Origin of the sequence: Streptomyces avidinii (assembly GCF_014650695.1) — a bacterium.
Lineage (GTDB): Bacteria > Actinomycetota > Actinomycetes > Streptomycetales > Streptomycetaceae > Streptomyces > Streptomyces avidinii.
The window spans coordinates 279,332-299,583 of the sequence record NZ_BMVL01000005.1; the positions used below are offsets into that span (position 1 = coordinate 279,332).

Annotated in this window: 21 protein-coding genes and 1 pseudogene; 7 read left to right on the forward strand and 15 right to left on the reverse strand. The window is 69.7% G+C overall.

Annotation, left to right across the window (positions count from 1 at the left end):
- Positions 1-103 precede the first annotated feature (103 nt).
- The 3 genes from IE257_RS15005 to IE257_RS15015 all read right to left on the reverse strand — a co-directional run bounded on the left by IE257_RS15005 (position 104) and on the right by IE257_RS15015 (position 2,520).
- On the reverse strand, positions 104-874 hold the full coding sequence (locus tag IE257_RS15005) for a MerR family transcriptional regulator (RefSeq protein ID WP_229920370.1): 771 nt from the start codon (positions 872-874) through the stop codon (positions 104-106).
- A gap of 28 nt (positions 875-902) precedes the next feature.
- Complete coding sequence (locus IE257_RS15010) at positions 903-2,099, reverse strand: methyltransferase (RefSeq protein ID WP_189969227.1); 1,197 nt, start codon at positions 2,097-2,099, stop codon at positions 903-905.
- Between the two features lie 70 nt (positions 2,100-2,169).
- The gene (locus IE257_RS15015; RefSeq protein ID WP_189968751.1) at positions 2,170-2,520 is read right to left on the reverse strand and encodes a tetratricopeptide repeat protein; all 351 of its coding nucleotides are present in this window, start codon (positions 2,518-2,520) and stop codon (positions 2,170-2,172) included.
- Positions 2,521-2,625: 105 nt separating this feature from the next.
- Between IE257_RS15015 and IE257_RS15020 the strand changes: the two genes are divergently transcribed.
- Positions 2,626-3,591: a pirin family protein gene (locus tag IE257_RS15020; RefSeq protein WP_189968753.1), complete on the forward strand. Its 966-nt coding sequence runs from the start codon at positions 2,626-2,628 to the stop codon at positions 3,589-3,591.
- 36 nt (positions 3,592-3,627) lie between these two features.
- Here the strand turns inward: IE257_RS15020 and IE257_RS15025 are convergent, their stop codons facing one another.
- The 5 genes and pseudogenes from IE257_RS15025 to IE257_RS15045 all read right to left on the reverse strand — a co-directional run bounded on the left by IE257_RS15025 (position 3,628) and on the right by IE257_RS15045 (position 6,842).
- Positions 3,628-4,020, reverse strand: coding sequence for a hypothetical protein (locus IE257_RS15025; RefSeq protein WP_189969289.1), 393 nt, complete (start codon positions 4,018-4,020; stop codon positions 3,628-3,630).
- A gap of 221 nt (positions 4,021-4,241) precedes the next feature.
- A complete protein-coding gene (locus tag IE257_RS15030) occupies positions 4,242-4,478 on the reverse strand; it encodes a hypothetical protein (protein ID WP_189968755.1) in 237 nt (78 codons plus the stop codon).
- Positions 4,479-4,497: 19 nt separating this feature from the next.
- Positions 4,498-5,121: a hypothetical protein gene (locus tag IE257_RS15035; RefSeq protein ID WP_189968757.1), complete on the reverse strand. Its 624-nt coding sequence runs from the start codon at positions 5,119-5,121 to the stop codon at positions 4,498-4,500.
- 283 nt (positions 5,122-5,404) lie between these two features.
- Positions 5,405-5,620, reverse strand: a complete 216-nt coding sequence (locus IE257_RS15040) for a hypothetical protein (RefSeq protein ID WP_189968759.1) — start codon at positions 5,618-5,620, stop codon at positions 5,405-5,407.
- Between the two features lie 57 nt (positions 5,621-5,677).
- Positions 5,678-6,842, reverse strand: a pseudogene (locus IE257_RS15045) (helix-turn-helix domain-containing protein).
- A 254-nt stretch (positions 6,843-7,096) separates the two neighbouring features.
- Between IE257_RS15045 and IE257_RS39145 the strand changes: the two are divergent.
- Positions 7,097-7,297, forward strand: a complete 201-nt coding sequence (locus IE257_RS39145) for a CBS domain-containing protein (RefSeq protein ID WP_209468340.1) — start codon at positions 7,097-7,099, stop codon at positions 7,295-7,297.
- A gap of 92 nt (positions 7,298-7,389) precedes the next feature.
- Here the strand turns inward: IE257_RS39145 and IE257_RS15055 are convergent, their stop codons facing one another.
- The 4 genes from IE257_RS15055 to IE257_RS15070 form a co-directional block, all read right to left on the reverse strand.
- A complete protein-coding gene (locus tag IE257_RS15055; RefSeq protein WP_189968761.1) occupies positions 7,390-7,743 on the reverse strand; it encodes a PRC-barrel domain-containing protein in 354 nt (117 codons plus the stop codon).
- A gap of 800 nt (positions 7,744-8,543) precedes the next feature.
- Positions 8,544-9,974: a GAF domain-containing protein gene (locus IE257_RS15060; RefSeq protein WP_189968763.1), complete on the reverse strand. Its 1,431-nt coding sequence runs from the start codon at positions 9,972-9,974 to the stop codon at positions 8,544-8,546.
- 1,243 nt (positions 9,975-11,217) lie between these two features.
- Positions 11,218-12,525 carry a Na+/H+ antiporter NhaA gene (gene nhaA, locus IE257_RS15065; protein WP_189968765.1) on the reverse strand — a complete coding sequence of 436 codons (1,308 nt, stop codon included), beginning with the start codon at positions 12,523-12,525 and terminating at the stop codon, positions 11,218-11,220.
- A gap of 251 nt (positions 12,526-12,776) precedes the next feature.
- On the reverse strand, positions 12,777-14,324 hold the full coding sequence (locus tag IE257_RS15070) for an alanine/glycine:cation symporter family protein (protein ID WP_189968767.1): 1,548 nt from the start codon (positions 14,322-14,324) through the stop codon (positions 12,777-12,779).
- 460 nt (positions 14,325-14,784) lie between these two features.
- On the opposite strand from IE257_RS15070, the gene IE257_RS15075 reads away from it, so the two are divergent.
- The gene (locus IE257_RS15075) at positions 14,785-15,234 is read left to right on the forward strand and encodes an SRPBCC family protein (protein WP_189968769.1); all 450 of its coding nucleotides are present in this window, start codon (positions 14,785-14,787) and stop codon (positions 15,232-15,234) included.
- Positions 15,235-15,243: 9 nt separating this feature from the next.
- On the opposite strand, the gene IE257_RS15080 is transcribed toward IE257_RS15075, so the two are convergent.
- A complete protein-coding gene (locus tag IE257_RS15080; protein ID WP_189968771.1) occupies positions 15,244-15,573 on the reverse strand; it encodes a TfoX/Sxy family protein in 330 nt (109 codons plus the stop codon).
- A gap of 242 nt (positions 15,574-15,815) precedes the next feature.
- On the opposite strand from IE257_RS15080, the gene IE257_RS15085 reads away from it, so the two are divergent.
- The 4 genes from IE257_RS15085 to IE257_RS15095 are packed head-to-tail and all read left to right on the forward strand — an operon-like array spanning position 15,816 to position 18,672.
- A complete protein-coding gene (locus tag IE257_RS15085) occupies positions 15,816-17,081 on the forward strand; it encodes a cation:proton antiporter (protein ID WP_189968773.1) in 1,266 nt (421 codons plus the stop codon).
- On the forward strand, positions 17,078-17,200 hold the full coding sequence (locus tag IE257_RS38920) for a CBS domain-containing protein (RefSeq protein ID WP_268251406.1): 123 nt from the start codon (positions 17,078-17,080) through the stop codon (positions 17,198-17,200). The genes IE257_RS15085 and IE257_RS38920 overlap by 4 nt, the downstream gene beginning before the upstream one ends.
- An 18-nt stretch (positions 17,201-17,218) precedes the next feature.
- Positions 17,219-17,371: a CBS domain-containing protein gene (locus IE257_RS15090; protein ID WP_189968775.1), complete on the forward strand. Its 153-nt coding sequence runs from the start codon at positions 17,219-17,221 to the stop codon at positions 17,369-17,371.
- Positions 17,368-18,672, forward strand: coding sequence for an ArsB/NhaD family transporter (locus tag IE257_RS15095; protein WP_189968777.1), 1,305 nt, complete (start codon positions 17,368-17,370; stop codon positions 18,670-18,672). Before IE257_RS15090 ends, IE257_RS15095 begins: the two co-directional genes overlap by 4 nt.
- Before the next feature lies 1 nt (position 18,673).
- Here the strand turns inward: IE257_RS15095 and IE257_RS15100 are convergent, their stop codons facing one another.
- Together IE257_RS15100 and IE257_RS15105 are read right to left on the reverse strand one after the other, a co-directional pair.
- Positions 18,674-19,729, reverse strand: coding sequence for a PucR family transcriptional regulator (locus tag IE257_RS15100; protein WP_229920371.1), 1,056 nt, complete (start codon positions 19,727-19,729; stop codon positions 18,674-18,676).
- A gap of 262 nt (positions 19,730-19,991) precedes the next feature.
- Positions 19,992-20,168 (reverse strand): hypothetical protein, encoded by a 177-nt coding sequence (locus IE257_RS15105; protein WP_189968781.1) that lies wholly within the window; start codon positions 20,166-20,168, stop codon positions 19,992-19,994.
- Positions 20,169-20,252: the final 84 nt, after the last annotated feature.

A 20,252-nucleotide genomic window follows, 5' to 3' on the forward strand; every position in this document is an offset into this window, starting at 1 on the left:
GCGTCCCTTATTTCGGCTGTGCACCGTTGTTACCGACGAGTTGAATGTAAGAGTGCCAATGGGGGTTGGCAAGGTTGTGCGAGTGCACCCTTTGAGCCGACTCCTACTGCTCCGTACGCAGCAGTTCGGCGACCTCCGCATCCACCCGCCGGGCCATCGCCCGCGCGAACTCCGAGGTCACCACCTCGCCGGCCACCGGCCGCAGGGCTGCCACCGCCGCCGTGATGTGCTGAAGCTGCGTGGCCGAAAGCCGTTCGAGGCCCTCAAGGCCCTCCGGGCCCGCCGCATCGATCACGTAGCGCCGGAACAGCCCCACGAACCGGTCCGCGACCGCCGCGGCCTGCGCCTGTACGAACTCCCCGGCATCCAGGATCTCCCCGAGCGGCACCCCCTGCCGCACCAGTGTCAGCGTCGCCTCCAGCAGCCGGCGGTTCGGGTACGTGACCAGGTCCCCGTCGATCGTCACGTAGCCGAGCTCGGCCGCCCGCCGGGTGTCCTCGGCGGTCGCCGTCGGACCGAACAGCTCCCGCAGTTCGCCCCGGGACAGCGTCACCGGCTCCTCCTGGACCCAGTCCCGGGTCATCTCCCGTTCCAGACCCAGCAGTTGGGACAGGCCGCCGCCCTCCTCCCACGCGTGCAGCAGCTCGGCGATGCCGTTGACGGTGTAGCCGCGGCCCAGCAGATCACTGATCAGGCGCAGCCGGGTCAGGTGGTCGTCGGAGTACCAGGCGATCCGGCCCTCCCGGCGCGGCGGCGGCAGCAGCCCGCGCTCCTGGTAGTAGCGCAGGTTGCGCACCTTGACGCCGGCCGCCCGGGCCACGTCCTCCCGGCGGTAGCGCCCGCCACCGCTTCCGTCCTCCACCTGGCTGCTCACGGGCCAGAGTGTAGGAGCTACCGGCAGGTCACATGGGCCGCGGGCGATCCTGCTTGACCGCCCGCAGGACCACGAACTTCGGCTCGCTCGCGACGACTTCGCTGTTGCCGAAGAGCCGCCGCAGATGGGTGTGGTAACCCATGTGCCGGTTGGCGACGATCCACAGCTCGCCGCCCGGGCGCAGCACCTTCCGCGACTGCGCGAACATCCGCAGGGCCGTCGCGTCCGTCGTGGCCTGGTGGGAGTGGAAGGGCGGGTTGCTCAGCACCAGGTCCACGGAGCCGGGGGAGAGCATGGCGACCCCGTCACCGACGTGGAACTCGGCGGTCCGGCGCCCCTCGCGGACGTTCGCCCGGTAGGTCTCCCGCGCCGAGGCGACCGCCTGGTAGGACTCGTCGGTGAACACGACCTCGGCGTCCGGGTCGTGGACCTGGACGGCCGTGCCGACGACGCCGTTCCCGCAGCCCAGGTCCACGACCCGGGCGCCGTCGGTGTTGGTCGGCAGGTTCTGCAGGAAGAAGCGGGTGCCGACGTCGAGCCGGTCGGCGCAGAAGATCCCGGCGTGGTTGACCACGGACAGGCCGGATGCCGAGCCGGCGTCCTCGTCCACCGTGTACGTCAGCGGCCACGGCCCGGCGGAGGTGGGGCGGGTCGCCCCGGGGGTGCCGGGCGTGCAGAAGATCAGCCGGGCCTTCTTCTCCGCGAGCGAGGTCTTCGTGGGGCCGAGGATCTTCTCGAAGAGGCGCAGCGTGGAGGTGTGGATCTCCTTGACCATGCCGGTGCCGACCACGACCGTACCCGCGTGCACGTGCGGGGCCAGGCGGTACAGCTGGTCCTCCAGCAGCGCCAGGCTCTTGGGCACGCGCACCAGCAGGACATCGATCCGCTCCGGTGGCGGGTCCTGCGTGGTCAGCAGGGTCACCGTCGACTTCGAGGTCCCGATACCGGCCCGGTCCAGGTTCGCGGCGGTGGCGGCGCGCGTCAGGGCGGAGTCGGTGATCTGCGTGGGACGGTGCGCGGCGAGCGCCGTCGTCAGCGTCCCCCAGCGGTCCCCGAGCACGGTGATCCGGCCGGCGGCGGCGGCGAGGTCCACCGGTCCCCGCTCCCCGGTACCGGAGTCGAGGTGGCGCAGCAGGTACTCGTCGGCGGCGTCCCAGGCACGGAGCCGGTCGCGCGGGTCCTCGGGGAAGCGGGTGAGCTCGTAGGAGCCGAAGGGTGTGGTCAGGCGGTTCATATGGGACCCAGGCTATCGGAGCCGGAGGCCCGACCCCGCATGCGCGGGGCCGGGCGGCCCACTACTCGGACAACTCGCCCGCCATGGCGGCCGCCATCCGCAGGTGGGGGCGGGCCTCGGCGGCCCGGCCCAGGCGCTCCAGGGTGCGACCGAGCATCAGCTGTGCGTAGTCCTCCACCGGCCAGCGTTCCAGGATGGCGCGCAGCTCGTGCTCGGCGCGGGAGAGCTGGGCGGAGTGGTAGTAGGCGCGGGCCAGCAGCAGCCGGGGAGCCAGCTGCTCGGGGACCTCGCCCGCCAGCCCGTCCAGGATGCGGGCGGCCGTCGCGTACTCCTTCGCGTCGAAGAAGAGCTGGGCGCGCGCCCAGCGCTCGGCTGCCGTCCCGTGCTCGAAGTACGTCGTCGGCGCGTTCATCGCGTCCCTTCCGCCGTTCAGGTGGTTCGTCCGCTGCCTCCAACACACCCTGGCCTTCGAACATTCCGCTCTCCGGCACCGCCGTCTCGGGGCTAGGTTGTCCGCATGAGCAATCTCGATCGCCAGCCCGCTCTCTCCGCCTGCGGCGGCCGCGGCTTCGTCGTGGCCGAACCGGTGCGCGAGCTCCTCAGCCCGCGCACGGTCAAGCTCGGTGAGTCCACCGAGGTCCGCCGACTCCTGCCGAACCTGGGTCGCCGCATGGTGGGCGCCTGGTGCTTCGTGGACCACTACGGCCCCGACGACATCGCCGACGAGCCCGGCATGCAGGTCGCACCGCACCCGCACTCCGGCCTCCAGACGGTGAGCTGGCTCCACCAGGGCGAGGTGCTGCACCGCGACAGCGTCGGCAGCCTCGAGACGATCCGGCCCCGCGAACTGGGCCTGATGACCTCCGGCCGCGGCATCAGCCACTCCGAGGAGAGCCCGCGCCCGCACGCCCGCTTCCTGCACGGCGCCCAGCTGTGGGTCGCCCTGCCGGACGCCCACCGGGACGTGGAACCCCACTTCCAGCACCACGCCGACCTCCCGCGGGTCACGGCCCCGGGACTGACGGCGACGGTCATCCTGGGCACCCTGGACACGGCGACCTCGCCGGGCACGGCGTACACCCCGATCGTGGGCGCGGACCTCACCCTCGTGTCGGGCACCGAGACCCGCCTCCCGCTGGACCCGGACTTCGAGTACGCGGTCCTGTCGATGTCGGGCGAGGCCCACGTGGACGACGTCCCGGTCCTCCCGGGCTCGATGCTCTACCTCGGCTGCGGCCGCACGGAACTCCCCCTGCGGGCAGCCTCGGACGCGAGCCTGATGCTCCTGGGCGGCGAGCCGTTCGAGGAGGAGATCGTGATGTTCTGGAACTGGATCGGCCGGAGCAACGAGGAGATCGTACAGGCGCGCAAGGACTGGATGGAGGGCACCCGGTACGGCGAAGTGAAGGGCTACGACGGTCCCCCGATTCCGGCGCCGCAACTCCCGCCGGTGCCCCTGAAGGCGCGCGGACGGGTGCGCTGACCTGCATGTTTCCAAATTGGGCCGGTGGGCCTGAGGCTAGCCGGAGCGAAGGTGACGCCTCCCGGCCGCGAGAGCGTCGAACGGGGTGAGGACGTCGAGGCTGTCGAACACGTAGTAGAGGGGGAGCACGGTCCACGCGACGAGCTGGAGGTGTGCGCGGACCGCGGCGCTCTCGATCGCGTGGCGGTGCGTCGCCCGACTGGTCATGCTGCTCTTGCAGTCGATCATTGCGACATGGCCGTCCTTGGCGGCAAGGAGGTCAGGGGTCCACCGAAGGGAGCTGTTCGTCCCTCGGAGCGCGGCTTGAACAGGGTGGGTGAGGACTCCCTGCCCCCACGGGTTGACCGCCCATCCGCGCGCGGTCAGTTCCTCGGCGGTGCGCTGCTCGTGGGCGTCCCCCACGGCCTTCCTCTGCTGAAAGCTCGGCATGCCGTGAAGTGTTGCGCAGCTCGCCCCAGGCAAAACGAGGGGCGGATGCAGACCGGCCAGGCGCAACCCCGCAGAACCCGTCTCGCTGTGTCCGCCTGTGTCCGCCTGAGTCCAGCTGTGTTCGGCTGCGTGCGGACAACAATGGCCGGAAGTCATCCACGCCTGGTCCTACTTCGCTCCGAGGCCTTCGGGGAGCTGTCCCGCTCCCCGAAGGCTGGCGGTCAGCTGAGGCGGAGGCGGCGCAGGGCCATGACGGTGCCGTCGGGGTGGAGGGAGACGGGGCCGAGCCACTTGGCGTCCCAGGGGTCGGAGTAGTCCCAGGAGTCGCGGAGCGCATGTGCCTCGTGGCGGTACTGCTCGACCCGGCCGTCGCGGAGGTGGTCGAAGAGGCCTTCCGCCAGGCCGGAGAAGGCCTCCACCCGGACGCCGTTGAGGCGGAAGACGTGGTCGGTACCCACGCAAAGGCGCCGGTCAACATCACGGAAGCGCCGGGAGGCTCGGCTCAAGGCCGGCGCAGGGGTCGGCGTCGTCGTCCTGGCGCTGCTCCTGACGTTCTGGTCGGCCATCTGGCCATACCTGGTCGGACTGTTGCTGCTCGGGGCTGCCGGCGGTGGCGCTTGGTGGCTGTGGAGGACGGACCGTCTTATTCGGGGCAGTGACCGGCAGTGGCGTCACGAAGACGCGGTTGGGCAGGAGGTGGATGGCTGTCTCACCATCAGGCCCCAGAACTGTGCGGATCGCGTAGTCGGGAGAGATCTCTTGTGCTCTCAGCTGGAGGGCCCGGTAGCGCTCGGCGAGATCGGGAATTCCACGCAGGAGAGTGTCGCGTTCTGCGCGGGCTTCCGCGATCCGGTCGAGGATGTAGTCACCGGATTCTTGGAGGGCGTAGCGGATCAGATCCTGGTGGGCAGCGAACTTCTGGTTCAGCCAGTTCAGCCCCCGCCAGTCGCGGACGAAAGGGAACTCTTCGCGGAGGTTCTCGAACCAGGCAAGTTCGCCGGGGTTCGGACTGATAGGAACCAGCAAATCCCAGTGATCAGGCTGGTGTCGTGCCGTGGAGATCAGGGAGCGGATGACCTGTTGCCTGCGGCCCGATGTCATCCGCCCGGTGAACGACTTGGCCTGCCCCGTCGACCTCCTGCGCCCGTGGCCGCAGCCTCAAGAGCAGCATGGTCACCAGAGCCTCCGAGGCCTTCGGATTTTCCGCCAGCTTCACCCACGGGACGCCCACCACCCACGCCACAGTACGGGCATGGGAGCGGGTGCTGAAGCGATTTGGCTGAACACGGGCATCGACTGGATCAGGGGGCTGAGCGGCTCTGAGGTCGGACGGTAGGGGGGGCATGAAGGGTGTAGCCCGTGCATAAGAACGTCGGCGCCGTATTCAGCAGAAGGGCCCGGATCCTGTAGTGGATCCGGGCCCTTCCTCGGGACACAGGCGGTAGACCATGGCGCCGGTGTCCCCGGGTACGTCTATGACCACACCTGTGCGGGAGGTTGCGGTGTCGTACGCGAGGTCGCCGAGCAGCGGCCAGCGGGGATCAGGGTCGTCCGTCTGCTCTCGTACGCGGTCACGGTCAGTGCGACGCGTCGAGGTCATGTAGCGGAACGTATGCGCCCCGCTACGGAGCAATATGAATCCGTGGAATGTCCCAGGTCAGTCCAGCGAAAATCGTCCGGTCATGCCGCGCAGCCGCTGGCGCGTAGCAGCTCGCTCGGCGTAGATGATCTTCCGCAGAGTCGCGCGTGCGACAGGGTGATTGCGGACCAGTTGGGGAGCGATGCGTTCGGCGGTCTCCAGTTCGGTCAGGGCCTGGTCGCGGTTGCCGTCCCACAGCCACGCGCGGGCAAGGTCCATGTGGTGGTGTCCGAGCCGGGAGTTCGGTAGAACCGTGATGTGTGCGGGGTCCGCTTCGCGGTTGAGCCGGAGCGCCTTCGTCTGATCACTCATCTCCAAGGCGGCGCTGACGCCGTGGATGACGACGTTGCCCAGACTGAACGTGACCGAGTGCCGGTCGTGGATCTCGGGTCCGACGTACGAGTTGACCCGCTCGCCGGCCGTACGGGCGAGCGCGAGCCGCTCATCGGAGCCAGCAGCGTTCCCGCCGCGCGCGGACGAGATGGCGGCCCGCAGGTGCAGGGCGCCCCACATACGCAAGGCGAGAGGGTCGCCGGCCTCGTACTCGGCTTCGATGCTGGCGAGCCTTGTCCCCGAGGGCGAGGGCGTCGTCCCAGTCGGCGGACGCCCACGTGTCCCACATGCGCATCCACAGCGCCATTGCCGGCATCAGCGGGTCACCTGAGAGCTGCGCGGACCAGGTGGCTCGTTCGCAGGCCATGGCGACCAGCTCGGGATGTCCGAGGGCATGGGCCGCAGTGTGGGCGAACTTGCAGGCCACCGCATAGATCGCGAATGCCTCTTCGCGTTCGTGGCCGGTGGACGCCTCAGCGAGGGCTCGGGCCTCGCGCAGCATGTCCGGCAGTTCCTTCAATACGGCTGCGTCCGCCGCAGCGTCACGCAGGCGGAGCAAGCGCTTCATGTCGTGCCACAGCACCTCGGACGGCCGAGGGGTGCCGTCAAAGACAGGAGCCAGGTCGTAGCGGCGCAGCTCTCGGATGATGGAGGCCGCAGAGACCTGCCACTTGGTCTCGGCGCCGCCGCCCGAGTACGGGCGCTCGATCAAGGTGTTCGGATGGCAGTGGAGCGCGGCAGCCACGGCGTTGATCAGACCGGCCCGGTCCAGCTCGATCCGGCCCTTCTCCAGCTTGGATACCCACCCCTGGGTCCGCCCCAGCGACGCGGCGAGGTCGGCCTGAGTCATCCCGACCGAGAGCCGCTGACGCCGGACCCGCTGCCCGATCCGCTCTTGCTCCTCGATGTACCCGCTCACACCCACCACCCCGATCTGCGACCGCTTCTGACGCGACGGTACCGCTGGGGCGCTCCAGAAGGTGGGCCTTGGCCAAGGGATCTCAAGATGCAGAAGCCCGTCGCGACGAGTCGGCGGCTCGCCCTGGGGCGATGTTCGATGATGGAGAACTCCGGTCCCATCACGTTGGCCCAGGTCAGGTCCGCATGAGCCGGGGCCCATCGCTCGGTCCCCGTGTCGGTGAGGCCGGGGAAGACCTTCGCGAGGGTCTGTGTCACCTGCTCCTGCGTGATCGTCACCGTGTCCACGGGCACACGCTGGTTGGCATCGTCGCCCTGGCCGACATCGCCCGCGCGCTGCCCGACGCGAAAGTCGGCGACGTGCTTGAGGCGATCTCCCACAACTGACCGGCCCGCGCCCGTACGGATCGTGCGCCTGGGTGCGTGCACCGGGCGGGGGCCGCTTGACGGCGGGGCCCCGCGCCATGTGCACGCCTGCGTTACATGTGCGGCATGTTGTAGTAGCGGGCGAACTGCTCAAGGTAGGACGGGTCACTGCCCTCCTTGGCCTCGTCGAACTCGGGGGCGTCCTTGATCTGGTCCTTCGTCCGGTCGACGTAGACCTTCTCCTCGACGGTGTCGATCATGCTGATCGTTCCGGCGGGCAGCAGCACATGCTTGCCGAAGATCCACACGCCGGTGTCGACGACGAGGTAGGAGGCGCCGACCTCCTCGGAGTGCTTACTGATCTTGCCGATGCTGCCGTCCTTGGCCTCGACCTTGTAGCCGATGATGTCGGTGCCCTGCTGGTGCCCGGTGTCCGGGCGGTAGCCCCAGATGTCGAAATCAGTCACAGCCGATCCTTCCGCATGGATGTCACCTCGGCGTTCGTCACTGAACCTACGGCTGAGGTCGCCGGCCTGCGACTCGGGCCGGTCTTCCGGGGTATCGGTCCGGCGGCCCAGGAATCAGAAGCGGCGAACGCTGTTGTTGGGCCGAACAAGCGGTCCGGCGTCGGGTGGTCCACGTTGCTGTGGGAACGGGACGGGGCTGGTCAGGAGCAGCTTCGGGACGTGCCTGCATAGGGCGAACATCGCCGCGCCGAAGGCTTTGCCTACGTTGCACTCGTCCACCCCTTCCGGTTGGACCGAGCTGTCCAGCCTGGCGAAACCACCGGTCGACGTGAGCGGGGTCGGCCCATCGTGTCGGCTGTAGCAGGCCGGCGTACCGAGGCGGTCGCAGGAGCGGTTCGTCGTCCTCGCGAGGCGTGGCGTACACCCGCGCCTGCCGCCGCCCGGACGGCCACAACGCTGCGCTGGCCTTCTCGGTGTCGGAGCCAGCTGGACAGCGCGTGCTGGTGGCAGGCCGGGCGGCGGCGTGCAGGTGGGGGCGGGATCGGTGCGGGTCCGGGCATCAGAGCGGAGGTGGCCTGCAGCCACTTCAGGTGCCACCTGAGTGCGGACGGCCGCTGCCGCCCGCTGTTCCTGACCGTGACACCAGGGCAGCGGGCTGACTGCACCCAGTTCCAACCCGTGCGGAGAAGATCTGCCTCCCCGAACTCGGGCCGCCGGCCGGCCGCGCAAGGCGGGAGCTGCCAGATGCCGACCTCCAGAAGCCGAGCGAACCCTGGCCCTGTCCTTCAAGGCCCGCGCCGTCAGGTGCTGTCGCTCAGGACGGTGTGGGGGTCGAGGGTGCGGTGTAGGAGCTGGTCGGCGATGTCGGTGGGGCGCAGGTTGTGTCTGTCGGCGTAGGCGTGGAGGCGGTTTGCGCCTTCGGCGGGGGTGATGTCGGCGGTGGCGGCGAGCATGCCACTGGCGGTGTCGAAGATCGCTTTTCCGGCCAGGGCGGTCCGGGTGCGGGTGGTGACGTCCTCGGGTCGCAGCTGTTGGCGGTCCCAGGACAGGAGGGCGGTGGTGGCGACGTCGGCGAGGGCGCGCAGGAGCGTGCTGTCCGAGGGGGTCAGGGCGGTGGGGTGGCGGGCGAGGAGGTTGAGCGCGCCGATGGTCTGCCCGCTGTGGTGCAGGGGGAGGGCGTGGGCGCTTTCGTATCCGGCTGCCCGGGCCAGGGGAACGAAGTCGGGCCAGCGGTCTTGTTGCGACGCAAGCTCCGGGGCGTGGACCGCGCTTCCGGTGCTGAATGCCTCGATGCACGGGCCCTGCTCGACCTCGGACTGCCAGATCTCGGTGAGTTCCACGGCGTGCTCGGTCGTGATCGCGGAGCGCAGGGCGCCGCGGCCGTTGGCGAGCATGACGCCGGCCGCGTCGATGGAGCTCAGGGAGACGCAGTGGTGGACGAGGCGTCCCAGGAGGACGAGCGGATCGACGTTGGCGCCGAGGGTGTCGCTGAGCGCGACGAACGCCTCGGTGAGCTGCTGCTCTCGGGTGGTGGTCATGCCGGTGTCACCGTTTCCCCGCTCCGGCCCGCGGGTGGGGGCGGGCCTCGTCATGGACCTGATTCTCCCGGCGATCACGTCGAAAGCGGCTTCGGTCACGGTCTTGCCGTGGGAGAAGGCGTGGGCCCTCAGGCGGGCCGGCGCATCGGGGGGATCGACCCCGAGATGCACCATGATCATTCCAGTGGCCTGGTGGACCTCCTCACGCTCGGTCTCCGCGTCGTCCAGCCATGATCCGCCGAGGCCGGTCGAGTCGTCCTGGGCCTGGAGGGCGAGCAGGGCGGTAGTGATCCGGGCGTAGGCGGCGGGGAACGCAGCGGACTGGTCCTCGGGGGAGAGCGGGCCAGCTCCGTCGCGGTAGAGGTCGAGGGTGCCGATCGCGACGGCGCTGTGGTTCAGCGGCAGCGAGAACACCGCCCGCACGCCCAGTTCGACGGCCTGCTGGGAGAAGACGGGCCAGCGGGCGGCATCCGGCCCGCGGGTGAGGTCGGCGGCCAGGACAGGGGCGAGGTGGGTGAGCGCGGTGACGCAGGGTCCGTCGCCCAGGGTGTACTGGGCTTCGGCGAGGCGGCCGGCCACTTCGTCGCTCGACCACCACAGGGTGCGGATGTCGGGGTCCTCGCCGGACAGCGACACGGACGCTCCGGTGACGTCCATCAGGTCCACGCAGGCCCCGCACAGGGCTGCGGGCACGCGTGGTGGCCGGCCACGCCGTCGACCGCACCGCCGAACAGGCTGTGCAGCCTGCCCTCCTTCCCGTCCAAGAGGGAGGGGAGCGCTGCCCCCGGCAGGCACGTGGTCGGGGTGGACAGGATCCACGGCGCTTCACCTCCAGTGGCAGCCCGTCACCCCATCCTCCTCCAGCGGGCACAGCGCTTGCACCGTCGACCGGGTGAGTGCTGCCCGCCAGGCGGTCAGATGGTGTGGCGAGAGGGGTCGGCCCGGTGAGCGAGGCAGATCCCCGTTGAGCGTTGGACGAGCACCCGCGCCGCGAGCGTGCGCGGGAGCGAACGTCCTTCAGGGGTGGGCGGGAGGCTCACGAGGTGGACGGGCGCAGGATCCGAGTCGCCATCGGCCCGGATTCGGACGAGAGAAATCGAGTGTCCAGTGGCCCAGGCTTCCACGACAGGCAGGACGTCTGCGGTGTCGCCTGCAGGGAGGTGCCCAAGATCCAGCAGAAGGCACGCGATGCGCGGCGGGAGCAGAGCCAGGGCGCGCGCGAGCCGGAGACGGCAGTCCGCGGCCTGGCCCGCCTGGGGGGCGGGAAACAAGGTCAGTACGGCGTAGGTGCCCAGGAACCGGCTCCGGGCGAGACAGGAGGTCACGGGGCTTCCCCACCTAGGGGGCGGCAGCCTTGAACGGCAGACCCGCAAGGGCCGCGGTCCGGGTGCGCGGCGGGCGCCGCGCACATGTCCGGCGCGTGAAGGCCGCGAGGGGAGCCCGTCCGGCAGGCGGGGGCGCCGAAGCCTCGATACGACGGAACCAGGCTGGTCCATCCCTCCCACCATCCCACGGTTCGGACCGGGCGAACCGGCTTGCCGACCCATGGAACCAGCCGGTCGGGAGAGCGGCACCGGCACGGCGTGCCGCAGCTGTCCCCGCCGCCGCCGATCCGTACGTGCGTCGCCACGTCCTGAGAAGACCCGGCCCCGCTTCGGACGCCTTCCAGCCGGTAGCCGCCCCGTCAGCGGCGTCCGCCGCAATGGCTCAGTGCAGCGCATTGGCGGCCGCACCAAGAACTGCAGATGCCACCACAGTGGCTACCCGGTCGACGGCACCGCATTCCCGGGGCGTGCGGCAGCGCGCAGACCCTGCGCCGTCCGCACTGGCTGCGTCCGCTGCCGGGTCGGCGGATTTCGGCGATTGCCGTCCTGATGACGAGGGCAGCCACCGCCATGGCGATGCTGAGCAGGTCGCCATGGTGCCTCCGATGCTGTCAGTTGTGCTGAGCAGCGGGTTGGTCTGCCTCGCCGCGCTGGTAGATGTCCGGGATGCCGTCGGCGTCCGCGTCGACGTTTTCTTCCTCGTACAGGCGCTTGTAGAGGGCGTTGCGGCGGCGCAGCAGTACGGCTGCCAGGACTGCGGCGGTGACGGAGGCGATGAGGACGGCTGCCTTGACGTGTTCGCCGGTTGCTTGGCCGGGGAAGGCGAGTTCGCCGATGAGGAGGGCGACGGTGAAGCCGATGCCGGCGAGGACGGACAGGCCCAGGACGTCGGCCCAGGCCAGGTCGGGGTTGAGCTCCGCCTTGGTGAAGCGGGCGGCCAGGTAGGTGCCGAGGAAGATGCCGATGACCTTGCCGACGACGAGGCCGATGACGACGCCGAGCGGTTCGGGGCTGGTGAACACCTGCGCCAGGGCGGGCCCGGAGATGCTGACGCCGGCGGCGAAGAGGGCGAAGAGCGGGACCGCGATTCCGGCGGAGAAGGGGTGCAGCAAGTGCGAGACGCGAGAGGCGGGGGAGGTCTTCTCGCCCTTGTCGCGGGTGGTGCGCAGGATGAGGCCCATGGCGACGCCGGCGACGGTGGCGTGGACCCCGCCGTGGTACATGAGGGCCCAGATCGCGATGCCGAGGGGTACGTACCACCACCAGCCGCGGACCCGGTAGCGCTGGAGGAGGTAGAAGAGGGCGAGTCCGGCGAAGGCTCCGCCGAGGGCCCAGAGGTTCAGGTCGCTGGTGAAGAAGACCGCGATGATGAGGATGGCGCCGAGGTCGTCGACCACGGCGAGGGTGAGCAGGAAGGCGCGCAGCGCGGCGGGCAGGTGCGTGGAGATGACGGCGAGGACGGCCAGAGCGAAGGCGATGTCGGTGGCCATCGGCACGGCCCAGCCGTCGAGGCTGCCGCCGCCGAGGCCCGCGGTCATCGCGTACAGGGCGGCCGGTACCGCCATGCCGCACACCGCGGCGATGACCGGTAGGGCGGCGGTGGCGGGGGTGCGCAGTTCGCCGACGACCAGTTCCCGCTTCAGCTCGATGCCCGCGACGAGGAAGAAGACCGCGAGGAGGCCGTCGGCGGTCCAGTGGCCGACGGAGAGGTCCAGGCCGAGGGCGGGTATGCCGAAGTGGAAGTCGCGTATCGCCTCATAGGCGCCGCTGAAGGGAGTGTTGGCCCAGATCAGAGCGATCACGGCTGCGGCGAGGAGGACCAGCCCGCCGACGGTCTCGGTGCGTAGGGCGGAGGCGATGGCCTGGCGCTCGGGCCACGGCATGAGACCGAAGACGATGCGGGGGCGCGGGCTGCTCATGATGACGGGCCTTCCGGGGCGTCGACTGGAAATGGGCATACGGCCCCTGGACGCCGACCAGACTTCCCGGCACACCGCGCGTCCCCAGCGGCGGCTCAGCCACCCCGATTGACGCGTTCTTTACACCCTATGGGAGATGTCCGGATCCCGCTAGAGGGGCTCTCACCTGCAAGAAAGCATGCGAGCGGGCTCGTACACACCAAGGCGCGAGGTGTGCACGAGCCCGCTCAGGAGCCGGGCCGCGGGGGCGGTCAGACGGTGGTCTTCACCGGCTCCTGGTCTTCGTCCTCGTCTGCTGCGGTGTCCGTGTCGAGGCCGGCGTCGCGGCGGCGGACGAACTCGAGGAAGTTGTTCAGCTCCCGCTTGACCACGGGGGCCAGGAGGTACAGGCCGATGATGTTGATGACCGCGAGCATGAACAGCACCGCGTCAGCCATGTCGATGAGGGTCTGCAGGGTGAGCAGCGAACCGGCGACCGCGAACAGCGTGTAGAAGACCTTGAACGTCAGCTCACTGGCCCTGCTGCGGCCGAAGAGGTGCGTCCACGCCTTCATGCAGTAGTAGCCCCAGGTCAGCACGGTGGAGATGGCGAACAGCATCACCGCGATGGTGAGGATGTACGGGAACCAGGGCAGGACCGTGCCGAAGGCGTCCGAGGTGATCGTCACGCCGCCGACGCCCTCGCCCTTGCGGGCCTCGCCCCAGCTGGCCGGGTTGGCGATGACGATCGTCAGGGCGGTCATGGTGCAGATGACCACGGTGTCGATGAACGGCTCCAGCAGCGCGACCAGGCCCTCGCTGGCGGGGTGCTTGGTCTTGACCGCGGAGTGCGCGATCGGCGCGGAGCCGAGACCGGCCTCGTTGGAGAACGCGGCCCGCTTGAAGCCGACGATCAGCGCACCGAGGACACCACCGGCGACGCCCTCGGGGTTGAAGGCGCCCTCGATGATCGAGGAGATCGCGGTAGGCACCGCGGAGACGTTGACCAGGATGACCACGAGGCAGGCGGCGATGTAGATGCCCGCCATCGCCGGGACGAGCTTGCTGGTCACGGAGGCGATCGAGCGGATGCCGCCGAGGAGCACGACGCCGACGATCGCGGCGATCAGGATGCCGAAGAACAGCGCCCCGGCCGAGGAACCCATCATGCCGCTCTCGCCGCCGGTGACGGACACGAGCTGGGCGTAGGACTGGTTGACCTGGAAGAGGTTGCCGCCGAAGAGACCGAAGAAGAGGATCATCGCGGAGGCGAGGACACCCAGCACCTTGCCCAGCTTCAGGCCCTTGGCTCCGAAGCGGTCGGCCAGGCCCTTGGGCAGGTAGTGCATCGGGCCGCCGGAGACGGTGCCGTCGGCGTGCACCTCGCGGTACTTCACGCCGAGGGTGACCTCGACGAACTTCGTCGCCATGCCGAGCAGGCCGCAGAGGATCATCCAGAAGGTGGCGCCCGGGCCGCCGATGGAGACGGCCACCGCCACACCCGCGATGTTGCCGAGGCCGACGGTGCCGGAGACGGCCGCGGTCAGGGCCTGGAAGTGGTTGACCTCGCCGGCCGACCCCTTCTCGTCGTACTTGCCGCGCACCACGTTCACCGCGAGGCGGAACTTGCGTATCTGCACCAGCCCGAACCAGCCGGAGAAGACCAGGCCGGCCACGACCAGCCAGGCGACGATCAGCGGAAGCTGTGTCCCGGCCACAGGGACCGAGTAGAAGACGATGTCTCCGAGCCACTTGGCGATGGGCTCGAAGAATCCGCTGACGGCTTCGTCTACGGAGGTGGTGATGGTGTCGAGTGACATCAGACTTTTACCTCGATGGCGCAGGACCGGCGCAGTGCGGTGCGACGGTGCGAGTGCGGGCGGGCATGGAGCGAACGCCGTTGTCCGATCGGCGAACCAGGGCAGCGTGCCGGTCCGTGGACTCGAACCGTGAACTTCCCTGGCCGTGCAAAGCCGGTGCGCGCCGGCAGTCCGCTGCTCGGTGAGGGGTGGGCCGGAAGCGGAGTTGCGCATTCTTAGCACGGCCTTTACGTGATCTTTAGTGATCCACATCACTTTGGTGGTCGGTTTGCCGTATTTCAGCAGGTGCGGTGATCCGATCGTTATCCGGATCTGAGGTTCCGCTGAGCGAACGCGGACGGTTGCCGGCCCATCGCGACGCACCACCGCGCCAGCGGGCCGGGAGCTTCGCCGATAGCCTGGAGCACGTCCTGGCACCGCGAAAGTGGGCGGGGAAGGCCTCGTCGTCCGGGAGGACTCGATGAAGGTCGACGTACTGGCCGAAGCCGTGATCGCCGCCCCGTGCGGCCGCGTCGCCGCCTACGCGGCCGACCCCACGAACGCACCCGAGTGGTACGCCAACATCACGTCCGTCGACTGGCTGACCCCGCCCCCGGTAGCGGTCGGCTCCAAGGTCGCGTTCGTCGCCCGCTTCCTCGGCAGGCGGCTGGCCTACACGTACGAGATCACCGCGTACGAGCCCGGGCGCCGGATGGTGATGCGTACGGCGCAGGGCCCGTTCCCCATGGAGACGATCTACACCTGGGAGTCGTACGGGCAGGACGCGGACCGCACACGCATGACTCTCCGCAACCGGGGAGAGCCCAGCGGGTTCGCCTCGATCGGTGCCGCGGTGGTGGTGGCGGCCATGCGGCGCGCGCAGCGCAAGGACCTGGCAGCCCTCAAGGCGCTGCTGGAAGCGCGCCGCTGAACGACGACCTCACTTGGGCGGAAGCGTGGCGGCGAAGGCCGTGGCCGTCGTGATCCACTGGTCCAGGACGGCATCCTCAGCCAGAGCGGGGCCGCTCACCGTCACCCAGCCCCGCATCGGACGCCCGGTGAAGTCCATGGGACGCGCCTCGGGGCGGGCGAGTGCCCGCTCGGTTCCCTCCGGGCCCACGCGGACGATGAGCTCGTCGCCGCCCACGCCCACCGTCATATTGCCGTGCAGCAGAAAGGTGAGGCCGCCGAACATCCGCTTCTCGGTGAGGTCTGGTCGCTCACCGAGCCGCTCGCGGATCCGCTGGGCCAGTCTTTCGTCGTACGTCACGGATTCACTGTCCTGCGCCGAGCCCTCTACCGCACGCCGGCCCGTCACCGGGATGCCTCCCCGCCCCTGGACCGCCGCCTGCCACGTCGAGACTGCCGATGCCCGGCAGGCAACCGAAGGTCACTTTGCTGTCAGGGGCCCATTAAAGAGCCGTAAGGAACGCATAAAGTACCTGACGGTGTGCCGGGAAGCCTGGTCGGCGAACAGGGGACGACTTTCTTCGTAGATCGGGGCTGCACGCCATGGTGCTCGTCGTTGTTTTCGGTATCGCTCTGCTCGTCGCCGTGCTGTTGTCCGGCCTCGCCGCCCGCACCGTGCTGTCGACCTCCCTCCTCTTCCTTCTCGGCGGGGCTCTGGTCAGTGACGGATTCCTCGGGATCGTCCACATCACCTCCGACAGCGAGATCGTGGGCGTGACGGCCGACCTGGCGCTGTTCGCCGTCCTCTACACGGACGGCATGCACGTCGCCTTCCCCGCATTGCGCCGGAACTGGAAGAACCCTGCCCGGGCGCTGGGTCTGGGGATGCCCCTCGCCATGGCCGGCATGGCGCTGATCACCCACTACCTGGTCGGGCTGGACTGGACGACCTCCTTCCTGATCGGCGCGGTGCTGGCCCCCACCGACCCCGTGTTCGCCTCAGCGATCGTGGGGCGCAAGGAAGTGCCGGCGAAGCTGCGTCAGCTGCTCAATGTCGAGAGCGGGATCAACGACGGCCTCGCCCTGCCCGTCGTCCTGATCCTGATCGCCGCCGCCGGCCCCACCTCCGGGCAGGCGCGGTCGTCGGTGGGTGAGATAGCCCTCGAACTCGCGCTGGGGCTCGTCCTCGGGGTCGTGTTGCCGCTCGCGGTCGCGGGACTGGTTCGTCTGCGCCTCCTCGGCGCTGAACCGAAGCTCCAGCCGCTGCTGCCGCTGGCGGCCGGGATCATCCTCTACGCGGCCTGCCACCTGACCCATGCCAACCCCTACCTGGCCGCGTTCTCCGCCGGCGCGGTGCTCGCCTCGGTCTCGCCGGAGTCGAAGAGGGCCTTCGAACCGCTTGGTGAAGCGGTGGCGGAACTCGCGAAGTTCGCGGCGCTGCTGGTCTTCGGCGCCCTGCTGACCCCGGCCCTCTTCGGGGACCTCTCGGCGGGCGGCTACGCGGCGGTCGTGCTGGCCATCGTCCTGATCCGTCCGGCGTCGCTGCTCGTATCGCTCCTGGGTGCCCACATCGAGCAGCGCGAAAAGCTGGTCGCCGCCTGGTTCGGGCCCAAGGGCTTCGCCTCCGTCGTCTACGGCCTCCTCGTGATCCAGGCCGGCATCCCGCAGGGCGAGGAGGCGTACACCCTCATCGCCGTCTGCATCGCCTTCTCGATCATCGCCCACAGCAGCACCGACGTCCCCATCGCCCGGCTCTTCCATGTCGACGACATCGCGGGCATCCCGTCCGACGACGACCACCGGGACCAGACCCGCGTCCCCGTACCACGCGACACACCCGATCAGGAGAAGCACCATGCCAGCCCGTGATGGAGGACCCGCTGCTCGCCGCCGTGATCGACGACCGGCACGCGGACGACCTTGCCGAGGAACTGGCGGGCCTGACCTTCTCGGAGTGGCTCCCGCACCGGACCTTCAAGCCCCCCTAGGTCGGCCCGGACGCGGGAGTGCTCCAGATCGCCGCGGTCATGGCCCGCACGCACGTCCCGCTCGTCGCCGTCGTCGAGCACGGCGGCGGGGCGGATCAGGTCCGCCTCGTCGGGGTCGTGACGGCCGCGGCCCTGATGCGGCACTTCCTCGCGGCGGGCGGCCGGGCGTGAGCGACTGGCAGAGCTGGGCCGCCGTCGCCGTCTTCGCCGGCGCGTACGCCCTGATCATCAGCGAGAAGGTGCACCGCGTCGCCGCAGCCCTCGGCGGAGCGGGGCTGATGCTGGCGATCGGCGCCACCGACGACGGCGCCGCGTTCCACTCCGACGAGACGGGCATCGACTGGAACGTCATCTTTCTGCTCATGGGCATGATGATGATCGTCGGCGTGCTCAGACGGACCGGGCTCTTCGAGTACCTGGCGATCTGGTCGGTGAAGAAGGCAAGGGCCCGGCCCTTCCGGGTCATGGCGATGCTGGTCGTCATCACGGCGATGGCCTCGGCCCTGCTCGACAACGTCACCACCGTGCTGCTCGTCGCACCGGTGACACTGCTGGTCTGCGACCGGCTGCGGCTCTCCCCCGTACCCTTTCTGATCGCGGAGGTGCTCGCCTCGAACCTCGGCGGCACGGCCACGCTCGTCGGCGATCCGCCGAACATCATCATCGCCAGCCGGGCAGGGCTCACCTTCAACGACTTCCTGGTCCACCTCGCCCCGCTGTGCGTCGTGCTGGTGGCGGTCCTCGTCCTGCTCTGCCGAGTCATGTTCGCCCAGCACTTCGTCTACGACGAGAAGCGGGCCGCGGAGACCATGGAGCTGCGCGAGCGGGAGGCGATCACCGAACCCCGCCTCCTGGTACAAGGACTGGGCGTACTCGCGCTGGTCGTCGCCGGCTTCGTCCTGCACCCGGTGCTCCACCATGAGCCGAGCGTCGTCGCCCTGCTGGGCGCGGGCCTGCTCATCGCGATCTCGAAGGTGGAGACCGGAGAGGTCCTCGGTGAGGTGGAGTGGCCCACCCTCGCCTTCTTCGCAGGCCTTTTCGTCATGGTCGGCGCCCTCATCGAGACCGGTGTCATCGGAGGGCTCGCCGACTCGCTCGCGCACGCGATCGGAGGGGACGAACTCGGCGGCTCCATGCTCCTGCTGGGCGGCTCGGTCGTGCTCTCCGGGATCGTCGAAAACATTCCCTACGTGGCCACCATGGCACCCATCACCAGCGAACTCGTCACCGACATGGGCGGTGACCCCGATCACGTCATGTGGTGGGCCCTCGCCCTGGGCGCCGACCTCGGCGGCAACGCGACCGCCATCGGCGCCTCCGCCAACGTCGTCGTCCTCGGCATCGCCGAACGCAACCGCCACCCCATCAGCTTCTGGGAGTTCACCAAGTACGGCCTCGTCGTGACCGTGGTCACCGTCACCGTCGCCGTCTCCGCCCTCTACCTCTGGCTGCGCTACTTCGCCCTCGCGTAGCTCAGGCGTCATCTCCGGGCCAGCCGAGAAGGCGGGCGCCGATCACAGCGGTCTGGAGGGCGTAGCGGTTGCCCGGATCGGCCGGGTCGGCCCCGGTGAGGCCCCGGATGCGCTCCAGCCGGTACGTCAGCGCACGCACGCTCAACAACAGGCGGCGCGCCGCCTCCGTGGCCACGCATCCGCTGTCGAAGTAGGCGGTGAGCGTATCGATGAGCGGCTGGGCGCCGCCCCGAGCCGTACGCAGTGGACCGAGGGTGGTCTCCACCAGATCGGCCATCGCCTGACGGTCGCGGGTCAGGACCGGGTAGACGAGCAGGTCGACGGCGTGCAGTACAGGCTCGTCGAGCCCCATCCGACCCGCGAGGTCCAGCGCGCCGAGGGCCTCCTCGTATGAGTGGACGACGCCGCCCGCGCCCGGATGGGAGCGGCCGATGGCGACCCGACCGCCGTCGGTGGCCGCGTACGCCTGTTTGGCGAAGAAGGCCAGGACGTCGGGCTGATCCCCCGGAGCCACGCAGATCAGCCGGCCGTCCTTCGTGGCCAGAAGGATCTGCCGGCCGGGGAAGCGGGCCAGTACCGCCGTCTCGATGCCCCGGGCCACCCGGAAGCCGTCGCCGTACGGCTCGGGCCCGGCGGCGACGGCCACTGCGTGGGCCTGTGACAGGCGTAGCCCGAAGCGCTCGGCCCGCTCGGCGAGGCGGCCCAGGTCACTGCCGCCGTACAGCAGGTCGTCGACGAACTCGCGGCGTGCGGCCTCCTCCTGACGGATCGCCTGCTGCTGGGCACGTTCGTACCCCTCGACGAAGGCGTCCACGGCCTGTTCGACGACAGCCAACAGTGGACCGGACGACGTGGACGAGGGCCGTACGGTCTGGGCCGCCGCAAGGTGATCCCGTATCAGGGCGCGCAACGGGAGTCCTGCCTCCGCGGCACGCTCCCCCTCCGCGCGGCGGGACTCCAGCTCGTCGCGGTTCAGACGGCGGCCCGTCGCGCAGGCGGCGGCGACGATGTCGGTGTAGCCCGCCAGATGATCCGCTGTTGCCGTTCGATCCGTCACGCACTTCCCCCAGTCCTGACGCGCCCATGACGCTTCCTTGACGCGGGCACCAGAGTGCCATGTGACACGGACGCCGCCGTCCCCGGCATCAGGGGCACGTAAAGACTGCCGGTCACCGGCAGTGTGCGCCGGACGGGGAAACGGCATGATCAGTGCACGGGGGAACACACCACTGCCCGGATGTCGAGCCAAGGAAATGGCGGGGGCGGCATCCGGGCAGTGGAGTGGTGTGCCGTGCGGCTGCGACGGGAGATCCGGGAGCTCAGCGCTGCCGGGAGGAGAGCCAGACCGCCACTGCGGACGCCAGGGCGAGCGCGCCGAGGGCGAGCAGCTGGAGGCCGGGGCCGGGGTGAAGGTATAGGAACGCACCCGAGGCGGTCAGGATCGCGCCGAAGACGCCCAGAGGTGACACCAGCCCCGTCGAGGTGGGTCGGGGCATGGGCCGTCTCCTGGCAGGGAGCAGCGGATGGTGGCCCCAAGCTCCCATACTGTGGGGCGGGGGTACAGGACCCCGCCCCACCGC

Excerpts from the sequence above, each read along its gene's own strand:
- IE257_RS15085 (WP_189968773.1), top strand. The coding sequence starts at position 15,816 with ATGGTGCTCGTCGTTGTTTTCGGTATCGCTCTGCTCGTCGCCGTGCTG.
- IE257_RS15020 (WP_189968753.1), top strand. The coding sequence starts at position 2,626 with ATGAGCAATCTCGATCGCCAGCCCGCTCTCTCCGCCTGCGGCGGCCGC.
- IE257_RS15040 (WP_189968759.1), bottom strand. The coding sequence starts at position 5,620 with ATGACCTCGACGCGTCGCACTGACCGTGACCGCGTACGAGAGCAGACG.
- IE257_RS15070 (WP_189968767.1), bottom strand. The coding sequence starts at position 14,324 with ATGTCACTCGACACCATCACCACCTCCGTAGACGAAGCCGTCAGCGGA.
- IE257_RS39145 (WP_209468340.1), top strand. The coding sequence starts at position 7,097 with ATGAGCCGGGGCCCATCGCTCGGTCCCCGTGTCGGTGAGGCCGGGGAA.
- IE257_RS15075 (WP_189968769.1), top strand. The coding sequence starts at position 14,785 with ATGAAGGTCGACGTACTGGCCGAAGCCGTGATCGCCGCCCCGTGCGGC.
- IE257_RS15035 (WP_189968757.1), bottom strand. The coding sequence starts at position 5,121 with ATGACATCGGGCCGCAGGCAACAGGTCATCCGCTCCCTGATCTCCACG.
- nhaA (WP_189968765.1), bottom strand. The coding sequence starts at position 12,525 with ATGAGCAGCCCGCGCCCCCGCATCGTCTTCGGTCTCATGCCGTGGCCC.
- IE257_RS15015 (WP_189968751.1), bottom strand. The coding sequence starts at position 2,520 with ATGAACGCGCCGACGACGTACTTCGAGCACGGGACGGCAGCCGAGCGC.
- IE257_RS15025 (WP_189969289.1), bottom strand. The coding sequence starts at position 4,020 with ATGCCGAGCTTTCAGCAGAGGAAGGCCGTGGGGGACGCCCACGAGCAG.
- IE257_RS15105 (WP_189968781.1), bottom strand. The coding sequence starts at position 20,168 with ATGCCCCGACCCACCTCGACGGGGCTGGTGTCACCTCTGGGCGTCTTC.